The organism is Shimia fortis, assembly GCF_040225985.1.
In the GTDB taxonomy this organism is placed as follows: Bacteria; Pseudomonadota; Alphaproteobacteria; order Rhodobacterales; family Rhodobacteraceae; genus Shimia.
Map to the genome: position 1 here is coordinate 62,351 of NZ_JBBPEU010000004.1, position 14,893 is coordinate 77,243.

Annotated in this window: 14 protein-coding genes; 11 read left to right on the top strand and 3 right to left on the bottom strand. The window is 61.9% G+C overall.

Features of this window, described 5'->3' with window-relative positions:
• The first annotated feature begins 3 nt into the window (after window positions 1-3).
• The 5 genes from WNE31_RS08220 to WNE31_RS08240 all read left to right on the top strand — a co-directional run bounded on the left by WNE31_RS08220 (window position 4) and on the right by WNE31_RS08240 (window position 6,933).
• Window positions 4-783 (top strand): uracil-DNA glycosylase, encoded by a 780-nt coding sequence (locus WNE31_RS08220; RefSeq protein WP_349979251.1) that lies wholly within the window; start codon window positions 4-6, stop codon window positions 781-783.
• On the top strand, window positions 780-1,379 hold the full coding sequence (locus WNE31_RS08225; protein WP_349979252.1) for a metallophosphoesterase family protein: 600 nt from the start codon (window positions 780-782) through the stop codon (window positions 1,377-1,379). Before WNE31_RS08220 ends, WNE31_RS08225 begins: the two co-directional genes overlap by 4 nt.
• A gap of 66 nt (window positions 1,380-1,445) precedes the next feature.
• A complete protein-coding gene (gene moaB, locus WNE31_RS08230) occupies window positions 1,446-1,988 on the top strand; it encodes a molybdenum cofactor biosynthesis protein B (RefSeq protein ID WP_349979253.1) in 543 nt (180 codons plus the stop codon).
• A 91-nt stretch (window positions 1,989-2,079) separates the two neighbouring features.
• A complete protein-coding gene (locus tag WNE31_RS08235; protein WP_349979254.1) occupies window positions 2,080-3,537 on the top strand; it encodes an efflux RND transporter periplasmic adaptor subunit in 1,458 nt (485 codons plus the stop codon).
• A 6-nt stretch (window positions 3,538-3,543) separates the two neighbouring features.
• Window positions 3,544-6,933, top strand: coding sequence for an efflux RND transporter permease subunit (locus WNE31_RS08240; RefSeq protein WP_349979255.1), 3,390 nt, complete (start codon window positions 3,544-3,546; stop codon window positions 6,931-6,933).
• Here WNE31_RS08240 and WNE31_RS08245 read toward each other — a convergent pair.
• Window positions 6,925-7,731, bottom strand: a complete 807-nt coding sequence (locus WNE31_RS08245) for a protein-disulfide reductase DsbD domain-containing protein (protein WP_349979256.1) — start codon at window positions 7,729-7,731, stop codon at window positions 6,925-6,927. The two genes, WNE31_RS08240 and WNE31_RS08245, sit on opposite strands and share 9 nt — an antisense overlap.
• Window positions 7,732-7,906: 175 nt before the next feature.
• Between WNE31_RS08245 and WNE31_RS08250 the strand changes: the two genes are divergently transcribed.
• Complete coding sequence (locus WNE31_RS08250) at window positions 7,907-8,488, top strand: YqgE/AlgH family protein (protein WP_349979257.1); 582 nt, start codon at window positions 7,907-7,909, stop codon at window positions 8,486-8,488.
• A gap of 49 nt (window positions 8,489-8,537) precedes the next feature.
• Here the strand turns inward: WNE31_RS08250 and WNE31_RS08255 are convergent, their stop codons facing one another.
• Complete coding sequence (locus WNE31_RS08255; protein WP_349979258.1) at window positions 8,538-9,482, bottom strand: L-threonylcarbamoyladenylate synthase; 945 nt, start codon at window positions 9,480-9,482, stop codon at window positions 8,538-8,540.
• A gap of 121 nt (window positions 9,483-9,603) precedes the next feature.
• On the opposite strand from WNE31_RS08255, the gene WNE31_RS08260 reads away from it, so the two are divergent.
• From WNE31_RS08260 to WNE31_RS08270, 3 genes are read left to right on the top strand one after another with little or no spacing between them, the layout of a single operon-like run.
• Entirely contained in the window at window positions 9,604-11,322 is a 1,719-nt protein-coding gene (locus WNE31_RS08260) for an acyl-CoA dehydrogenase (RefSeq protein WP_349979260.1), read from the top strand.
• Window positions 11,319-12,365, top strand: a complete 1,047-nt coding sequence (locus WNE31_RS08265) for an MBL fold metallo-hydrolase (protein WP_349979261.1) — start codon at window positions 11,319-11,321, stop codon at window positions 12,363-12,365. The genes WNE31_RS08260 and WNE31_RS08265 overlap by 4 nt, the downstream gene beginning before the upstream one ends.
• A 12-nt stretch (window positions 12,366-12,377) precedes the next feature.
• Complete coding sequence (locus tag WNE31_RS08270; RefSeq protein WP_349979262.1) at window positions 12,378-12,836, top strand: DUF6173 family protein; 459 nt, start codon at window positions 12,378-12,380, stop codon at window positions 12,834-12,836.
• 9 nt (window positions 12,837-12,845) lie between these two features.
• Here WNE31_RS08270 and WNE31_RS08275 read toward each other — a convergent pair whose 3' ends face one another.
• The gene (locus WNE31_RS08275) at window positions 12,846-14,009 is read right to left on the bottom strand and encodes a cytochrome P450 (protein ID WP_349979263.1); all 1,164 of its coding nucleotides are present in this window, start codon (window positions 14,007-14,009) and stop codon (window positions 12,846-12,848) included.
• A 106-nt stretch (window positions 14,010-14,115) separates the two neighbouring features.
• On the opposite strand from WNE31_RS08275, the gene WNE31_RS08280 reads away from it, so the two are divergent.
• Window positions 14,116-14,646 carry a MarR family winged helix-turn-helix transcriptional regulator gene (locus tag WNE31_RS08280; RefSeq protein ID WP_349979264.1) on the top strand — a complete coding sequence of 177 codons (531 nt, stop codon included), beginning with the start codon at window positions 14,116-14,118 and terminating at the stop codon, window positions 14,644-14,646.
• 109 nt (window positions 14,647-14,755) lie between these two features.
• The gene (locus tag WNE31_RS08285; protein ID WP_349979265.1) at window positions 14,756-14,890 is read left to right on the top strand and encodes an aa3-type cytochrome c oxidase subunit IV; all 135 of its coding nucleotides are present in this window, start codon (window positions 14,756-14,758) and stop codon (window positions 14,888-14,890) included.
• The last annotated feature ends 3 nt before the right edge of the window (window positions 14,891-14,893 follow it).

Genomic DNA, 14,893 nt, shown 5'->3' on the forward strand with positions numbered 1-14,893 from the left:
CGCATGGAATCGGCACTGGATTATCACACGGCGTTTGCCCTTCTGGACTGGCAGGTCGACCTTGGCGCGACCGAGGCGATGCTGGACGCGCCGCTGAACCGGTACGAGATCCCTGAAAAGGTCGAAACCCCCAAGCCCGTCGCCGCGCCCGAGGCCCCCGTGACCGCGCCGAAAGCCGATCCGGTCGAGATCGCCCGCAAGGCCGCGGCTGCCTGCAAGGATCTGGACGGTTTGCAACAGGCCATGGCGGCGTTCGAACATTGCGCGCTGAAACGTGGCGCGCGCAATCTGGTGTTTGCCGATGGCAATCCGGCGGCGCGGGTGATGATCATCGGAGAGGCTCCGGGTCGCGACGAAGACCGAATTGGCAAACCCTTCGTGGGGCGTGCAGGGCAGTTGCTGGACCGGATGTTCGACGCCATCGACATGGGTCGTGCGGCGCCCCTCTCGGCGCAGTCGATCTATATTACCAACGTGTTGCCGTGGCGCCCGCCGCAGAACCGTGATCCAAAGCCCGAGGAAATTGAGATGCTCAAGCCGTTTCTGCAAAGGCATGTGGAAATCGTCGCGCCGGACGTGATCATCCTGATGGGCAATATTTCGTGTCAGGCGGTGCTGGGCCGCAAGGGGATCACCCGCTTGCGGGGAAACTGGCAGGAAAGTTTCGGCAAACCGACCCTGCCGATGTTCCACCCCGCCTATCTGTTGCGGCAACCCCACGCCAAACGCGAGGCCTGGGCCGATCTGCTGAGCCTTCAGGCCAAGCTGCGGGATCTGGCATGAAGCTGCTAGCTTTTTCCGACCTGCATTTGAACGCCGCCGCTGCCGGGCGTCTGGTTCGTGAAAGCAGGAATGTCGATCTGGTGCTGGCCGCTGGCGATTTCTGCAACGCGCGGCGCGGGCTGGACAAGGCGCTAGACCTTCTGGCCGGGCTAACTGCGCCGGTCGTGGCCGTGCCCGGAAACTGCGAAAGCGAGGCGGAACTGCGCGATGCCGCGCCCGAAGGCTGGCATGTGCTGCATGGCGGGGGCGTCATGATTGACGGGGTAACCTTGTTCGGCCTTGGATATGGCGTGCCGGTCACGCCTTTTGGCAATTGGTCCTGTGACCTGACCGAGGCGCAGGCCGCAGAGGCGTTGGCGGGGTGCGCGGGCGCGGATATCTTTGTCACCCATTCCCCGCCCAAAGGGATTGCGGACCGCACGTCGACAGGTCTGTCCGTCGGATCCACCGCGATCCGCGAGGCCATCCAGCGCCTTCAACCCAAATTGGCTGTCTGCGGTCATGTGCATGATTGCTGGGGCGAAGAGGGAAAGATCGGGGCCACCCGTGTCGTGAACCTCGGGCCTGCTGGTCGTTTTTTCGAGGTCGCCGCATGACAAAGGCAGGCGCCATTGCCCATTCACCACTCCGGCCCGTTGGCCAGTTCTGAGGGAGTCAGAGAGATGCCCCGTTTCGACGAAAACAAAGAGTTCATTCCCGTTCGTATCGCTGTCATGACAGTCAGCGACACGCGGTCGATGGAGCAGGACAAATCCGGTGACACGCTGGTTGGTCGGATCGAAAAGGCGGGCCATATTCTGGCCGACCGGATGATTCTACAGGATGAGCGTGACCAGATCGCTGAGCAACTGCGGACTTGGTGCGCCAACCCCGAGATCGACGTCATCATCACGACGGGGGGCACCGGCTTGACCGGGCGTGACGTCACGGTCGAGGCACATCGCGATGTCTATGAAAAGGAAATCGAAGCCTTCGCGACCGTGTTCACCATCGTGTCCATGAACAAGATCGGCACCTCGGCTGTGCAAAGCCGGGCGACCGGTGGTGTGGCGCAGGGCACCTATCTGTTTGCGCTGCCCGGATCGCCGGGCGCCTGCAAGGATGCCTGGGACGAAATTCTGGTCTATCAGCTGGACTACCGGCACCTGCCTTGCAATTTTGTCGAGATTTTTCCGCGTTTGGACGAACATTTGCGACGGAAGTAGAGAAAATTCCCGTATCAGGGCCGCAGGATTGGCAATTTTCGTCTGAAAGGCCAATATGATCTTCTGTGTGCGCCAATAGGGAAAACCGCGAATGCGTTTCTTGAGAAAAAGTCTGACAGGGCTGTTTCTGCTCGCCGTGACGGTCGGGTTGCTGATCTTTGCGGGTCAAATGATCTATGGCGCGATCGAAGACCGCATGGCGCGCGAGAACCGCAAGCCCGAAGGGCGCGAGCGGGTCTATGCCGTGAACGTGATCCGCGCTGAAGAAGGGCAGGTGACACCCGAACTGATCGCCTTTGGCCAGATCAAGAGCCGCCGCAGCCTGGAAGTGCGCGCCAAATCGGCGGGGACGATCGTTCAGATCTCCGACGATTTCATCGAAGGCGGCAGGGTTTCGGATGGGCAGGTTCTGTTGCAGGTGGATCCTACGGATGCGGAATATGCGATTGAGCGGCTAAGCAACGATCTTCTGGATGCCGAGGTGGAGCAGCGCGATGCAGTTCGCTCGCTCGATCTGGCCCGTGACGAGTTGAAAGCCGCCGAGGCGCAGGTGGCCTTGCGGCAAAAGGCGCTGGACCGGCAGAATGATTTGCAAGCGCGTGGTGTGGGCACATCCGCTGCGGTCGAGGCGGCGGAACTTGCTCTGGCGGCCGCCAATCAGGCGACCCTGTCACGCCGCCAGGCCGTGGCACAGGCCGAAGCCCGGGGCGATCAGGCCGAGACCCGGATGGAACGCACCCGCATCGCCCTGAGCGAGGCGCGCCGCGATCTGGACGACACGACGCTGACCGCCGATTTCAACGGAACGCTGAGCGAGGTCTCTGTGGTCAAGGGGCGGCTTGTGTCGGTGAACGAAAAGCTGGCCACGCTTGTCGATACCGGTGCGCTTGAGGTCAGCTTCCGCGTCTCGACTCCGCAATATGTGCGGTTGCTGGACGAAAACGGCGCGTTGCGCCCGTCCGAGGTGACGGTCGACCTTGATATTCTCGGGCAGGATCTGGTGAGCCGCGGCGTCGTGACCCGTGAAGGGGCCATTGTCGGCGAAGGCCAGACTGGACGCCAGATTTTTGCGAAACTCGACAGCGCGGGTGGCTTCAAGCCCGGGGATTTCGTGACCGTACATGTGCTTGAATCGCCGATGGACGGGGTTGTTGAACTTCCAGCGACGGCCCTTGATGCCACCGGTCAGGTTCTGGCCGTGACCGAGGAAAACCGGCTGGAATTCCTGCCGGTCGAGCTTTTACGGCGACAGGCCGACACGGTGATCGTGCGGGGCGCAGATCTTGACGGGCGGCTGATCGTGTCGCGGCGTACGCCGCTTCTGGGGCAGGGGATTCAGGTCAAGCCGCTGATCGCGGGCGAGACCGCCGAAGTCGCAGCGCCCGATAAGGTCACGCTGAGCGATGAAGAGCGCGACCGAATGATTGCCTTCGTGAAGGCCAACACCCGGATGCCCGCCGACATGCGTGACCGGCTTCTTGGGGAACTGGCGCAGCCGCAAGTGCCAGCGGGGCTGGTGCAGCGCCTGCAGGCCCGGATGGGAGGGTAAACCTCGATGCGCGCCCTGCCTTCGTCAACCAAGGGTCTGCTGTCTTATTTCACGCGCCACCGGACGGCAGCCAACCTTTTGCTGGTGATCCTGATCGTTGCGGGGATCGCGGCGATCCCGAATATGCGGGCGCAGTTTTTTCCCGATGTGGTGGTCGACAACGTGACGGTCACCGTTGACTGGGAAGGGGCCGGGGCCTCGGACGTGGATTCGGCCATTGTTCAGGTGCTTGAGCCCACATTGCTGGCCGTCGAGGGTGTGGAAAGTTCCGAGGCACGCTCGACCGAGGGGCGCGCGCAGATCACGCTGGAATTCGATCCCGGTTGGGACATGGCGCGCGCTGCGGATGATGTGCAATCCGCTGTGGACACGGTTACCACCCTGCCGGAAGAGGCCGAGGATCCCACCGTGCGGCGCGGAGCGTGGCGTGACCGCGTGACCGATGTGGTCATCACCGGCCCTGTGGATGCCGCCCAGCTGGGCCTTTACGCGGACGAATTCAACGTGCGCCTGTTTGGCGAAGGGGTGACGCGGGTCACGATCCGCGGTGTCGCGGCCCCCGAAACCGTGGTCGAGGTCGCGACCGTCGACCTGATGAAACATGATGTGACCATTGCCGAGATCGCAACTGCCATCGCCGCCGAGGTCGATGCCGATCCGGCAGGGGATGTCGAGGGCGCCAATGCCCGTGTGCGCACCGGTGTGGAAAAGCGCACCCCGGACCAGATCGCAGGCATCGTACTGCGCTCGAATCCCGATGGCACCAAGCTGACCGTGGGCGACGTCGCAAACCTGCGGGTCGAAGGCACCACCCGCAACCGGGCCTATTTCGTTGGCGAGAACCCGGCGATCTCGATGCGGGTAGACCGCAGCGCCAGCGGCGATGCCATCGCCATCCAGCGACAGGTTGAAAAGGTCGCGGAAGAAATGATGACTACCCTGCCGCCGGGTGTGACCATTGATCTGGTCAGCACCCGCGCGCAGGCGATTACCAGTCGTCTGAACCTGTTGGTAGACAACGGGTTGATGGGGCTGGCGCTGGTGGTCACGCTGTTGTTCCTGTTCCTCAATGCCCGCACGGCGATCTGGGTGGCGGCGGGCATCCCTGTGGCAATGATGGCAAGCATTGCGCTGATGTATGCGTTCGGACTGACGATCAACATGATCTCGCTGTTCGGGTTGATCATCACGCTGGGGATTGTCGTGGATGATGCCATCGTGGTGGGGGAACATGCCGATTTTCGCGCGCGCCGGTTGAATGAACCCCCGATGGTGGCCGCCGAAAATGCCGCGCGGCGCATGGCCATGCCGGTCTTTGCCGCCACCCTGACCACGGTGATCGCCTTCTTCGGGCTGACCATGATCAGCGGGCGCTTTGGGGACCTGATCGCGGATATTCCGTTTACCGTGATCGTGGTGCTGATCGCGTCGCTGATCGAATGTTTCCTGATCCTGCCGAACCACATGGCCCACGCGCTGCACCACACCGCCAAGGAACACTGGTACGACATTCCGAGCCGCATCGTGAACCGCGGCTTCCGCTGGTTCCGCGATGTGGTGTTCCGCCGCCTGATGCGGGGGGTGATCTGGGCACGCTATCCAGTTCTTGCGCTGACGGTGGTCGTGCTGGCCTCGCAGGTGACGTTGTTCATCAATGGCGATGTGAAATGGCGTTTTTTCAACGCGCCCGAGCGGGGCACCGTGACCGGCAACTTTGCCATGCTGCCCACCGCGACGCGCGAAGACAGCCTTGCGATGATGCGCGAAATGCAGCGCGCCGCGGAAGAGTTGGGGGCCGAATACGAAACACGTCACGGCACCAATCCGCTTGAGTTCGTGATGGCCTCGGTCGGAGGCAATATCGGACGCAGCCTTGCCGGGTCTGATACGCTGGACCCCGATCTATTGGGCGGGCTGACGATTGAACTGATCGACGCGGACCTGCGCCCCTATTCCAGCTTTGCTTTTGTCGGAGAGTTGCAGGACCGTGTGAACCGGCATCCTCTCGTCGAAACCGTCAGCTTCCGTGGGTGGCGTTCCGGTCCGGGGGGCGATTCCCTGTCGGTGCAGTTCTACGGCGCGGATGCCGAAACCCTGAAGTCTGCGGCGGAAGACCTCAAATCTGCTGTGGCAGTCTTTCCCGAGGTGTCCGGTGTCGAGGACAATCTGGCCTATGACAAGGAAGAGTTGATCCTTGACCTCACGCCACAGGGGCGTGCTCTGGGGTTCACGATTGACGGCCTTGGGCGGGTGCTGCGCCATCGGTTGAACGGGCTTGAGGCCGCAACTTATCCGGACGGGCCGCGCAGCGCGTCGATCCGGGTTGAACTGCCAATTGGCGAGTTGAACGCCGCCTTCCTGGAAGGCAGCCAAATGCGCACACCGGCGGGCGAATATGTGCCGTTGGCCGACCTGGTCAGCGTCGAGCGTCGGACCGGCTTTTCCACCGTGCGGCGGGAAAACGGCATCCGTGTGGTCAGTGTCACCGGCGAGATTTCCGAGGACGATCCCGACCGCGCCGCCGTGATCGAAGAATTACTGGGCAATGAAATCCTGCCCGAAATCGCAAGCCGTCACCAGATCGAGTTCCAACTGGCCGGGCTTTCCGAGCAGGAAGATACGTTCCTGTCCGATGCGCGAACGGGATTGATCCTGTGTCTGACCGGGATTTACCTTGTTCTGTCCTGGGTGTTTGCAAGCTGGACGCGGCCACTTGTGGTGATGGCCATTGTGCCGTTTGGCCTCGTCGGAACAATTTACGGCCACTATATGCACGACGTACCACTGTCGATGTTCACGGTGGTCGGGCTGTTGGGGATGACGGGAATCATCATCAACGATTCGATCGTTCTGGTCAGTACCGTGGATGACTACGCGCAAGATCGCGGGTTGGTGCCGTCGATTATCGACGGCGCGGCGGACCGTCTGCGCCCGGTGATGCTGACCACGGCGACCACAGTGTTGGGCCTCGCGCCATTGCTGATGGAGCGGTCACAACAGGCGCAGTTCCTGAAGCCCACGGTGATCACGCTGGTCTATGGTCTTGGCTTCGGAATGCTGCTTGTGTTGCTGGTGGTGCCGGCACTGATGGCGATTCAGGCCGATATCTCGCGCCAGATCGCGGCGGCACGGACCGCCATGCGGGCCCGTGATCTGCAGTTGGGGATTCTGGTGACGGCAGGGGCTTTGGCATTGTGGGCAGCCGGATCAATCGGAGCCTATGCCCTGAATGGCACGGTTCCGCCGACCGTATCGGCCGTTGTTCCTGCGCTGGCCGATGCCTCGGCGGGTATGGTGCTTATCTGGTTCATATTCGGGGCCGCAGCTATTTCGCTGGCCGCCTATGTGGTGGGCGCGCTAGCGGTGGTGATGGGGCGGCGACGCCGGTCAGCCTGACGTGCAGCCGTGGATATCGACCGCCTGACGTGACCCGATCACGGTAAAGCGCAGGCCCGAGCGATCGACCATGAAGGGTTCACCGCCGACATGCATCATCTCGGTCGTGGCGACCAGAGTGCCGCCTTCGCGACGGGTCTCGGCCTCGGCCACCCAGACTTGCGGGTTGTCGGTTTCGATCACAGCCAGTTCAGGGGTGCCAGCACTGGGCATCTGCAGGCGCGCCTCGATCCGCAGCCCGTCCGTTGTCGGCGACAGGCGGCACGTGGCCTTGTGCACATGAGCTTCGGTTTCGGACAGGGGGCGTTCGGCCATGGCGGCGGCAATGCGGGGGTCACGTTTGGTTACGTCGGGCGGCAGGCTGGCCGTGACTTTGATGTCCTGCGGCACGCAAATATCGCGGCAGACGCCGATATTCAGATGCGCTTTGAACTTTACCGGTTTGCCCGCGCGCTTGGGCGCGATGCGCAGCGGCAGGATCACCTCTTGTGCATAGCCGATCGAACGCATGCCGTTCTGGTCAAAGACCTCGGGCGTCGGCCACGTGATGTCGACATTCCGCAGGTTGCCGGACCCTCGCCAGTCAAAGCGCGGCGGGATCCCCGCGTCGCCGGGCGCGCGCCAGTAGGTTTTCCAGCCGGGGTTCAGCGTGATACGGATCGCGGCCATGTGGTGCCCGTCCTCCATCCGCCAGCCTGGCAGCACCTCGGCCTGCACAACCCGGTCATAGGATTGCGCCGATGCCGGCAGGGCCATGGTCAGGGCCAGACATAGTGAGGCGAAGGTCTTGCGTGTCATATCCCCTACATGGGCAATCGCGTGGCAAATGCCAATTCACATTCGGGCGAGATAATATGTGGCAAATGTTACAACGCCCACCGTCAATCACGGGGTTTTGCCACCAATTCGCCCAATGGGACTTGCGCGATGTCGGGGCGGTCCTCATCTTGAAAGCAGGAGCAAGGAGACCGCGATGGCGTCTGTGGGTGAAGACAACGATCTCAATCTGACCGGCAAGATCCTGATTGCCATGCCCGGCATGGGCGATCCTCGGTTTGCAGGTTCTGTTGTCCTGTTGTGCGACCACTCTGCCAAGGGTGCCATGGGGCTGATCGTAAATAAACCGATCCAGAACATCAGCCTGACCGACCTTTTCAAGCAACTGTCGATCGAGGGCGAACAGGACGTGTCCGAGGCGGGGTTGTATTTCGGCGGTCCGGTCGAACCTGGGCGGGGGTTCATGCTGCATACGCCCGATTATCATTCGGACCTGTCGTCGATGCGGATTGACGGGCGGTTTTCTATGACCGCAACGCTAGACATTCTGGAAGAGATCGCCACAGGCGGGGGGCCGTCCTCGGCGTTGATGGCGCTGGGTTACAGTGGCTGGGGGCCGGGGCAGCTTGAATCCGAGATCGCCGATAACGGCTGGCTGATCGCCGACCCGACGCAGGCGCTTGTCTTTGCCACTGCGGACAGCGAGGTCTGGAGCGAGGCGATCAGGTCGCTGGGGATTGATCCGGTCAGCCTGTCTGCCACGGCGGGCCGCGCCTGACGGCAGGGACCGCTAGAGGTATTTTTTCCCAAGAAAAGGAATGGCCGCGTTAGGGACGCGGCGCGGCGGCGCGGCGCAGCCTGTCGTTGATGGCGCGGCCCAGTCCACGGTCGGGGATAGGCGAAATCGCGATCACTTCGGGGCCAAGAGCGTCCATCATGTGAAGGTGGTGGAACAGGTTGGCGGCGGCTTCGGTCAGATCGCCCGAGGGCGAAAGGTTCATCGTGGCCTCGCCGACTGCCCCGAACCCCAGAAGCATTTCATTATCGGCCAGATCGGTGGCGTTCAGCCGAATGCCCGCGCTGGGGGCATAGTGCGAGGACATCTGTCCCGGGGCGGAAAGGGGATCGTCGGATTTGTGCACTTCGAGAGTTGTGTCGAGGGCGGCTTCGATGGCCTCGATCGGCAGTCCCCCCGGGCGCAGCAGGGTGGGGGTGTCGGCAAGGCCGACGATGGTTGACTCAAGGCCGACGCCACAGGCGCCGCCGTCAAGAATGGCTTCGATCCGGCCAGAGAGACCCTTGGAGACATGGTCGGCCTTGGTCGGGCTGATCTTGCCGGACGGGTTGGCCGAAGGGGCCGCAACTGGGCCGTTGAAACGGCGCAGAAGGGCGTTGGCAACCGGGTGTTCCGGCACGCGGATCGCCAGTGTCGGCAGGTCTGCCGTGACCAGCGGGGACAGGCCGGTATCGTCTTTCAGCGGCAGCACAAGGGTCAGCGGCCCGGGCCAGAAGATCGACGCCAGCCGGTCGGCGGTGTCGGTCCATGTGACGTAACGTTTCGCGGTCTCGAGCGAGTCGACATGCACGATAAGCGGGTTGAAGCGGGGCCGGCCCTTGGCCTCGAAAATACGCGCGACGGCCATGTCGTTGCGGGCATCTCCGCCAAGCCCATAAACGGTTTCGGTGGGAAAGGCGACCAACCCGCCTTTGTGCAGAATCTGGCTGGCCCGGTCATATCCAGCATCATCCGGCAAGAGACGTTCTGTATCCACGCGGGCCTTCCCGTTACGCTGCGTTTCACTTTGGTCGGGTCTGTGCAGCCCTTACCATGGCGGTTAAACCTGCATACAAGCGCGGCCCGCCAAAGCCAAGCCGCAACACCCGGAGAGTGCCATGCCCTATCGTGCCCCCGTTGCCGATTTCCAGTTCATGTTCGACCATGTCGTCGATTTCGATCGTGTGAGCGCGACCGACCTCTTTGCCGAGGCCGACCGTGCCGTTGTGGATGCGATCCTGACCGAGGCCGGCAAGATGTGTGAAGAGGTGCTGTATCCAGTTCAGCGCAATGGCGATCTGGAAGGCGCCGTTCTGGAAAACGGGAAGGTGCGCACCTCGCCGGGATTTGCCGAGGCATATGCGCAACTCGCCGAAGGCGGGTGGCTTGGCACCAGTGCGCGACCTGAAAGCGGGGGGATGGGGTTGCCCCAGACCGTCAGCACCGCCGTCAATGACATGATGTCCTCCACCTGTCTGGCAATCAACGTGGGCACTTTGCTGAGCCAAGGGCAGATCGAGGCGCTGGAGCATCACGCCAGCGACGAGATCAAGGCGCTGTATTTGCCCAAGCTGGTGAGCGGGGAATGGTCGGGCACCATGAACCTGACCGAACCACATGCGGGCTCGGATGTGGGGGCGCTGCGTAGCAAGGCCGAACCAAACGGTGATGGCACCTATGCCGTGACTGGCCAGAAGATCTATATCAGTTGGGGCGACAATGATTTCACCGGCAATGTGTGTCACCTTGTGCTGGCGCGTCTGCCGGATGGAGGGGCAGGGACCAAGGGGATCAGCCTGTTCCTGGTGCCAAAGCTCCTGCCGGACGAAACCGGCGCGCCGGGGCAGGCGAATAGCCTCAAGGTAGTGAGCCTTGAGGAAAAGATGGGCCTGCATGGCTCGCCCACGGCGGTGATGCAGTTTGACGGCGCGACAGGATGGCTGGTCGGGGCACCACATGACGGGATGCGCGCCATGTTCACCATGATGAACAATGCGCGTCTGGGCGTGGGCGCACAGGGGATCGGAATCGCAGAGGGGGCGTATCAACACGCGCTGGCCTATGCGCTGGACCGGACGCAGGGACGTTCGCCCATCCAGAACGGCACAGGCACGATCATTGACCATGCGGACGTGCGCCGGATGCTGGCCACGATGAAGGCCGAGACATTTGCGGCGCGGGCCATTGCGCTGGCATGTGCCGTGGCAATCGACATGAGCACCGCGACCGGCGACAAGGACCAGATCGCGCGGGCGGCTTTCCTCACGCCGATTGCCAAGGCGTTCGGGTCGGATACCGGCATCGCGGTGGCGGATGCGGGTATCCAGATTCACGGCGGCATGGGGTTCGTCGAAGAAACCGGCGCGGCGCAGTTCGCCCGCGATGTGCGTGTGACCGCGATTTACGAGGGCACCAACGGGATTCAGGCGATGGACCTCGTGGCGCGCAAACTGATGGATGGCGGCGAGGCGGCCTATGCTCTGCTAGAAGAAATCGAAACCCATGCCGAGGAGGCTCGCGCGCGGTTTCCTGAACTGGCCGAGCCGGTCTGGGAGGCAACAGAGACGCTGCGAGAAACCACCGAATGGCTTGTGGCGCAGCGCGACCTGAATGACCGGTTTGCCGGATCGGTGCCGTATCTCAAGGGGTTTGCCCGTGTTCTGGGGGCGCATTACCACCTGCGCGCTGCGATGGGCGAGGGTACTTATGGCCCGCGCGCCAAGCTGGCGCGGTTCTATATCACCCGCCTTTTGCCCGAACATACTGGCCTTTTGGCCCATGCCGTGCGAGGAGCGGAGGATCTCTATGCCCTTAGCCCGGAAGACCTGACCGCGTGACACAAGACAAGACAAACGGCATTCGTTATCCTTGGGAAACACCCCCCGGACATGGCGAGGCCATCGAGGTGGCCGAGGGGGTTCTCTGGATGAGGCTGCCCCTGCCGATGGCGCTGGATCACGTGAATGTCTATGCGCTTGATGATGGCGATGGCTGGACGGTGATCGACACCGGGTTTTCGTCGAAAAAATCCAAAGGCATCTGGCAGAAACTGCTGGAAGGGCCGCTGGCGGGCAAACCGGTCACGCGGGTGATCGTGACCCATCACCATCCCGATCATGTCGGTCTTGCCGGATGGTTTCAGACGGTGCATGGCGCGGCGCTCTGGACGTCGCGCACGGCGTGGCTGTTCGCGCGGATGTTGCAGCTGGACGAACAGGCAGTGCCGACGCAAGAGACCATGGCCTTTTATCGCGCCTGTGGCATGGACGAGGCGGTCTTTGAACAAAGGGCGAGCGAACGCCCCTTCAATTTTTCGGATGTCGTGGATCCGATGCCGGTGGGCTATCGGCGCATCAAGCAGGATGACGTGGTGCGAATCGGCGGGCGTGACTGGGACGTGCATATTGGCAACGGGCACGCGCCCGAGCACCTGACCTTCTGGAGCCGGGATGACAATCTCGTGATTTCGGGCGACCAGATCCTGCCCTCAATCAGCTCGAATATCGGGGTTTACGCGACCGAACCTGACGCCGACCCGGTGGGTGACTGGATGGAAGCGTGCCACCGTCTGGCCAAGCTGGGACGGCCCGAGCATCTGGTGCTGGGGGGGCATAAACTGCCCTTTACCGGTCTGCCGACCCGTATGCGACAACTGGTCGACAATCACCACGGCGCGCTGGAGCGCTTGCTCGATCATCTCGATACCCCCAAGACGGGGGGCGAGTGTTTCCTGCCGATCTTCAAGCGGAATATCGAGGGGTCGGCCTATGGGCTGGCGCTGGTCGAGGCGGTTGCCCATTTGAACCATCTCTATCATGTTGGAAAAATCAGCCGGACCCGCCGCGAGGACGGGGCGTGGCTGTGGCAACGGATAGAGTAAGGGATAAGACCCATGGGTGATCAGATCGAAACCTCTGCCGAAGCGGCCGAGGCAGAAGTTCTACCGCGCCGGCACGAGGTACATGCCGACCCGAATGTCGAACCGTGCAAGGACGTGCCCGAAGCGGTGTCTCAGAAACCCGTGGCCCAGAAGAGCCCGGCGGAATGGGCCTATGAGCGGCTGATCCTTTACATCCAGAATTTCGAACAACAGCTCGACAACGAACACGAGGTCGCGATGGGCTTTGCCGGTGGGGATACCGGTGTGTTGCGTATCGAGGGAATGGGGTTCTTTGATCCCGACATGATCACCTTTTATGGTACCGACAGCATGGGTGTAAAAACCCAGCTTGTGCAGCATGTGAGCCAGCTTTCGGTGATGCTGCGTGCCCTGCCGAAACCGGCCGAGGAAGAGGCCCCGACCCGTATCGGGTTCCGGCTGGCGGCTGATCTGGAACAGTCCGCGAAATAGGCGACCCGCTCAGGTGTCCCACGCGACGGGCATCTCAAGCGGGCCACGGAAGGCCCATCCGCCAATGCGGGTGGGGCCGTCAAGGCGCAGGCCCGGCATCCGGTCAAAAATCATCGGCATGGCGACCTCGGCAATGAGACACCGCGATGCCCAAGCCCCGGCACAGAAATGCGGACCCGCGCCAAAGGCGATTGAGGCGGAACAGTCCTGAGTGAGGTCGAACGCGTCGGGGTTGGCAAACACCCTTTCATCGCGGTTCCCCGCCCCGAACATAAGGAACACCCGCGCCTCGGGCGGCAGGGAAATGCCGTGCAGGTCATACGCCTTTGCCACGCGACGCGGCGACATCCCCACAGGCGACATCCAGCGCGCATATTCATCAAAGGCCTGCATCCACGTCACTGCGCCGCTTTGGACCAATGCCATCTGGTCGGGATGGGTGAGAAGGGCCCAAGTCAATCCGGCGATCACGTCGCGGGGTTCGTTCTGTCCGCCGGAAATGGCCAGTTTAACATTGGCGCGGATCTGATCGTCTGGCAGGCCAGCCTGAAGTTGCACGGACAAAAGGGAATGATCCGGCTTTGCGGCCAGAACCGGGATCATGTCGTCAATGCAATGGTCGATCTGGGCCGTGGCGCGGTGACAGCGGGCTTCGACCTCGGGGTTGCCGGCATAATTGGCGCAGCCATCAATCATGCCCTGACTCACGGCGTCCAGTTCTTGCCATGTCATATTGGTCAAGCCGGTGATGATGCGCAGCGCCTCGCTCGAGATGCGCATGGCGATATCGCCCACCATGTCGGCCTGTCCCAGCGGATGCAGTTCGGTCAGGATACGGTCGGTGAAGTCTTCAAAAGCGTCTTTCCATACATTTTTGACCGTTTTCGGTGAAACAGACGGAAAGATCGCCTTGCGCTCGGCCATATGGGCGGCCCCGTCCTTGCGCATCAGGTTCTGCCCCATAAGCTTGGTCATCAGGCCCTCGGGCTGGTCCGAGGAAAAGATGTCGATCTTTTTCTCGTTCTCGAAAATGTCGTCGCGCCGCGTGATCAGATAGGCATCCAACTGGGGCACATAGACGACTGGCGCGGTATCCCGCATGACTTTCAGCGCCGGATAAGGGTCTTCCCAAAACACATGGGGGTCGATTGCAACTGCGGGGGCCTGTGCCATCACGGGTCCTTTCCAACGTGTTGACGTGACAACAGAAACTACAGCATGTCGCGTGTTGTCATGTCAACACATGAGGTCTAGACTGAAGAAAAGCAAGGACACGCAGATGAACGACACGACGGACCTGCCTGATGACCTGTTCCTTGTGGATGTGCCCGAAACCGAGGCGCGCACGCTAAGTTTTTCGCGTTCGACCACGGTCATGCTGACCTTTGCCGCAAACCGTTTCACACGTCAGGCGGCGCGCGACTATCAGGACCGGTTCGGGATCGGGGCGATGGACTGGCGGATGCTGGTCATGCTGACTCGCGCGCCCGGTTCCAGTGTGGCCAAGGCCAGCCGAACTATCGGCATCGACAAGGGGGCCGTCAGCCGCAGCCTCTCGCGGCTGCACGCGCAAGGTCTTGTGCAGGCCGAAAGCGCCGACAGCGATGCGCGCCGCAAGGCATGGACGCTCACCGATAAGGGGCAAGCTCTGCACGATCGCATCCTCTCCGAAGCCCTTTCGCGGCAACGGGCGCTGCTCAAGGGGTTCTCAGAGCAGGAGGTAGAGCAATTGAACGGGTATTTGGCGCGTTTGTTGGCAAACCTGGAGGCTCCGGTGTTGTCAGAGTCCGGGCCGGACCCAGCGGATTGACGCTTGGCGAAAATTTGAACACCCCAGTGCACCCTGCGCGCCATTGACGTGGTGACAGGCGCTTACGAATCCGTTATCCATCGGGAAAGATTGCACGAGGAAACGCGAAATGGCTGAATATAAACACGGCTCGATGAACATCGACGTTCAGGAAAAAACTTTTGCTGGCTTCATCAAGGCTTCGACCTATGTGGCGGCGGGATCGATTGCTCTCCTGATTTTCATCGCGATTGTGAACGGCTGATCT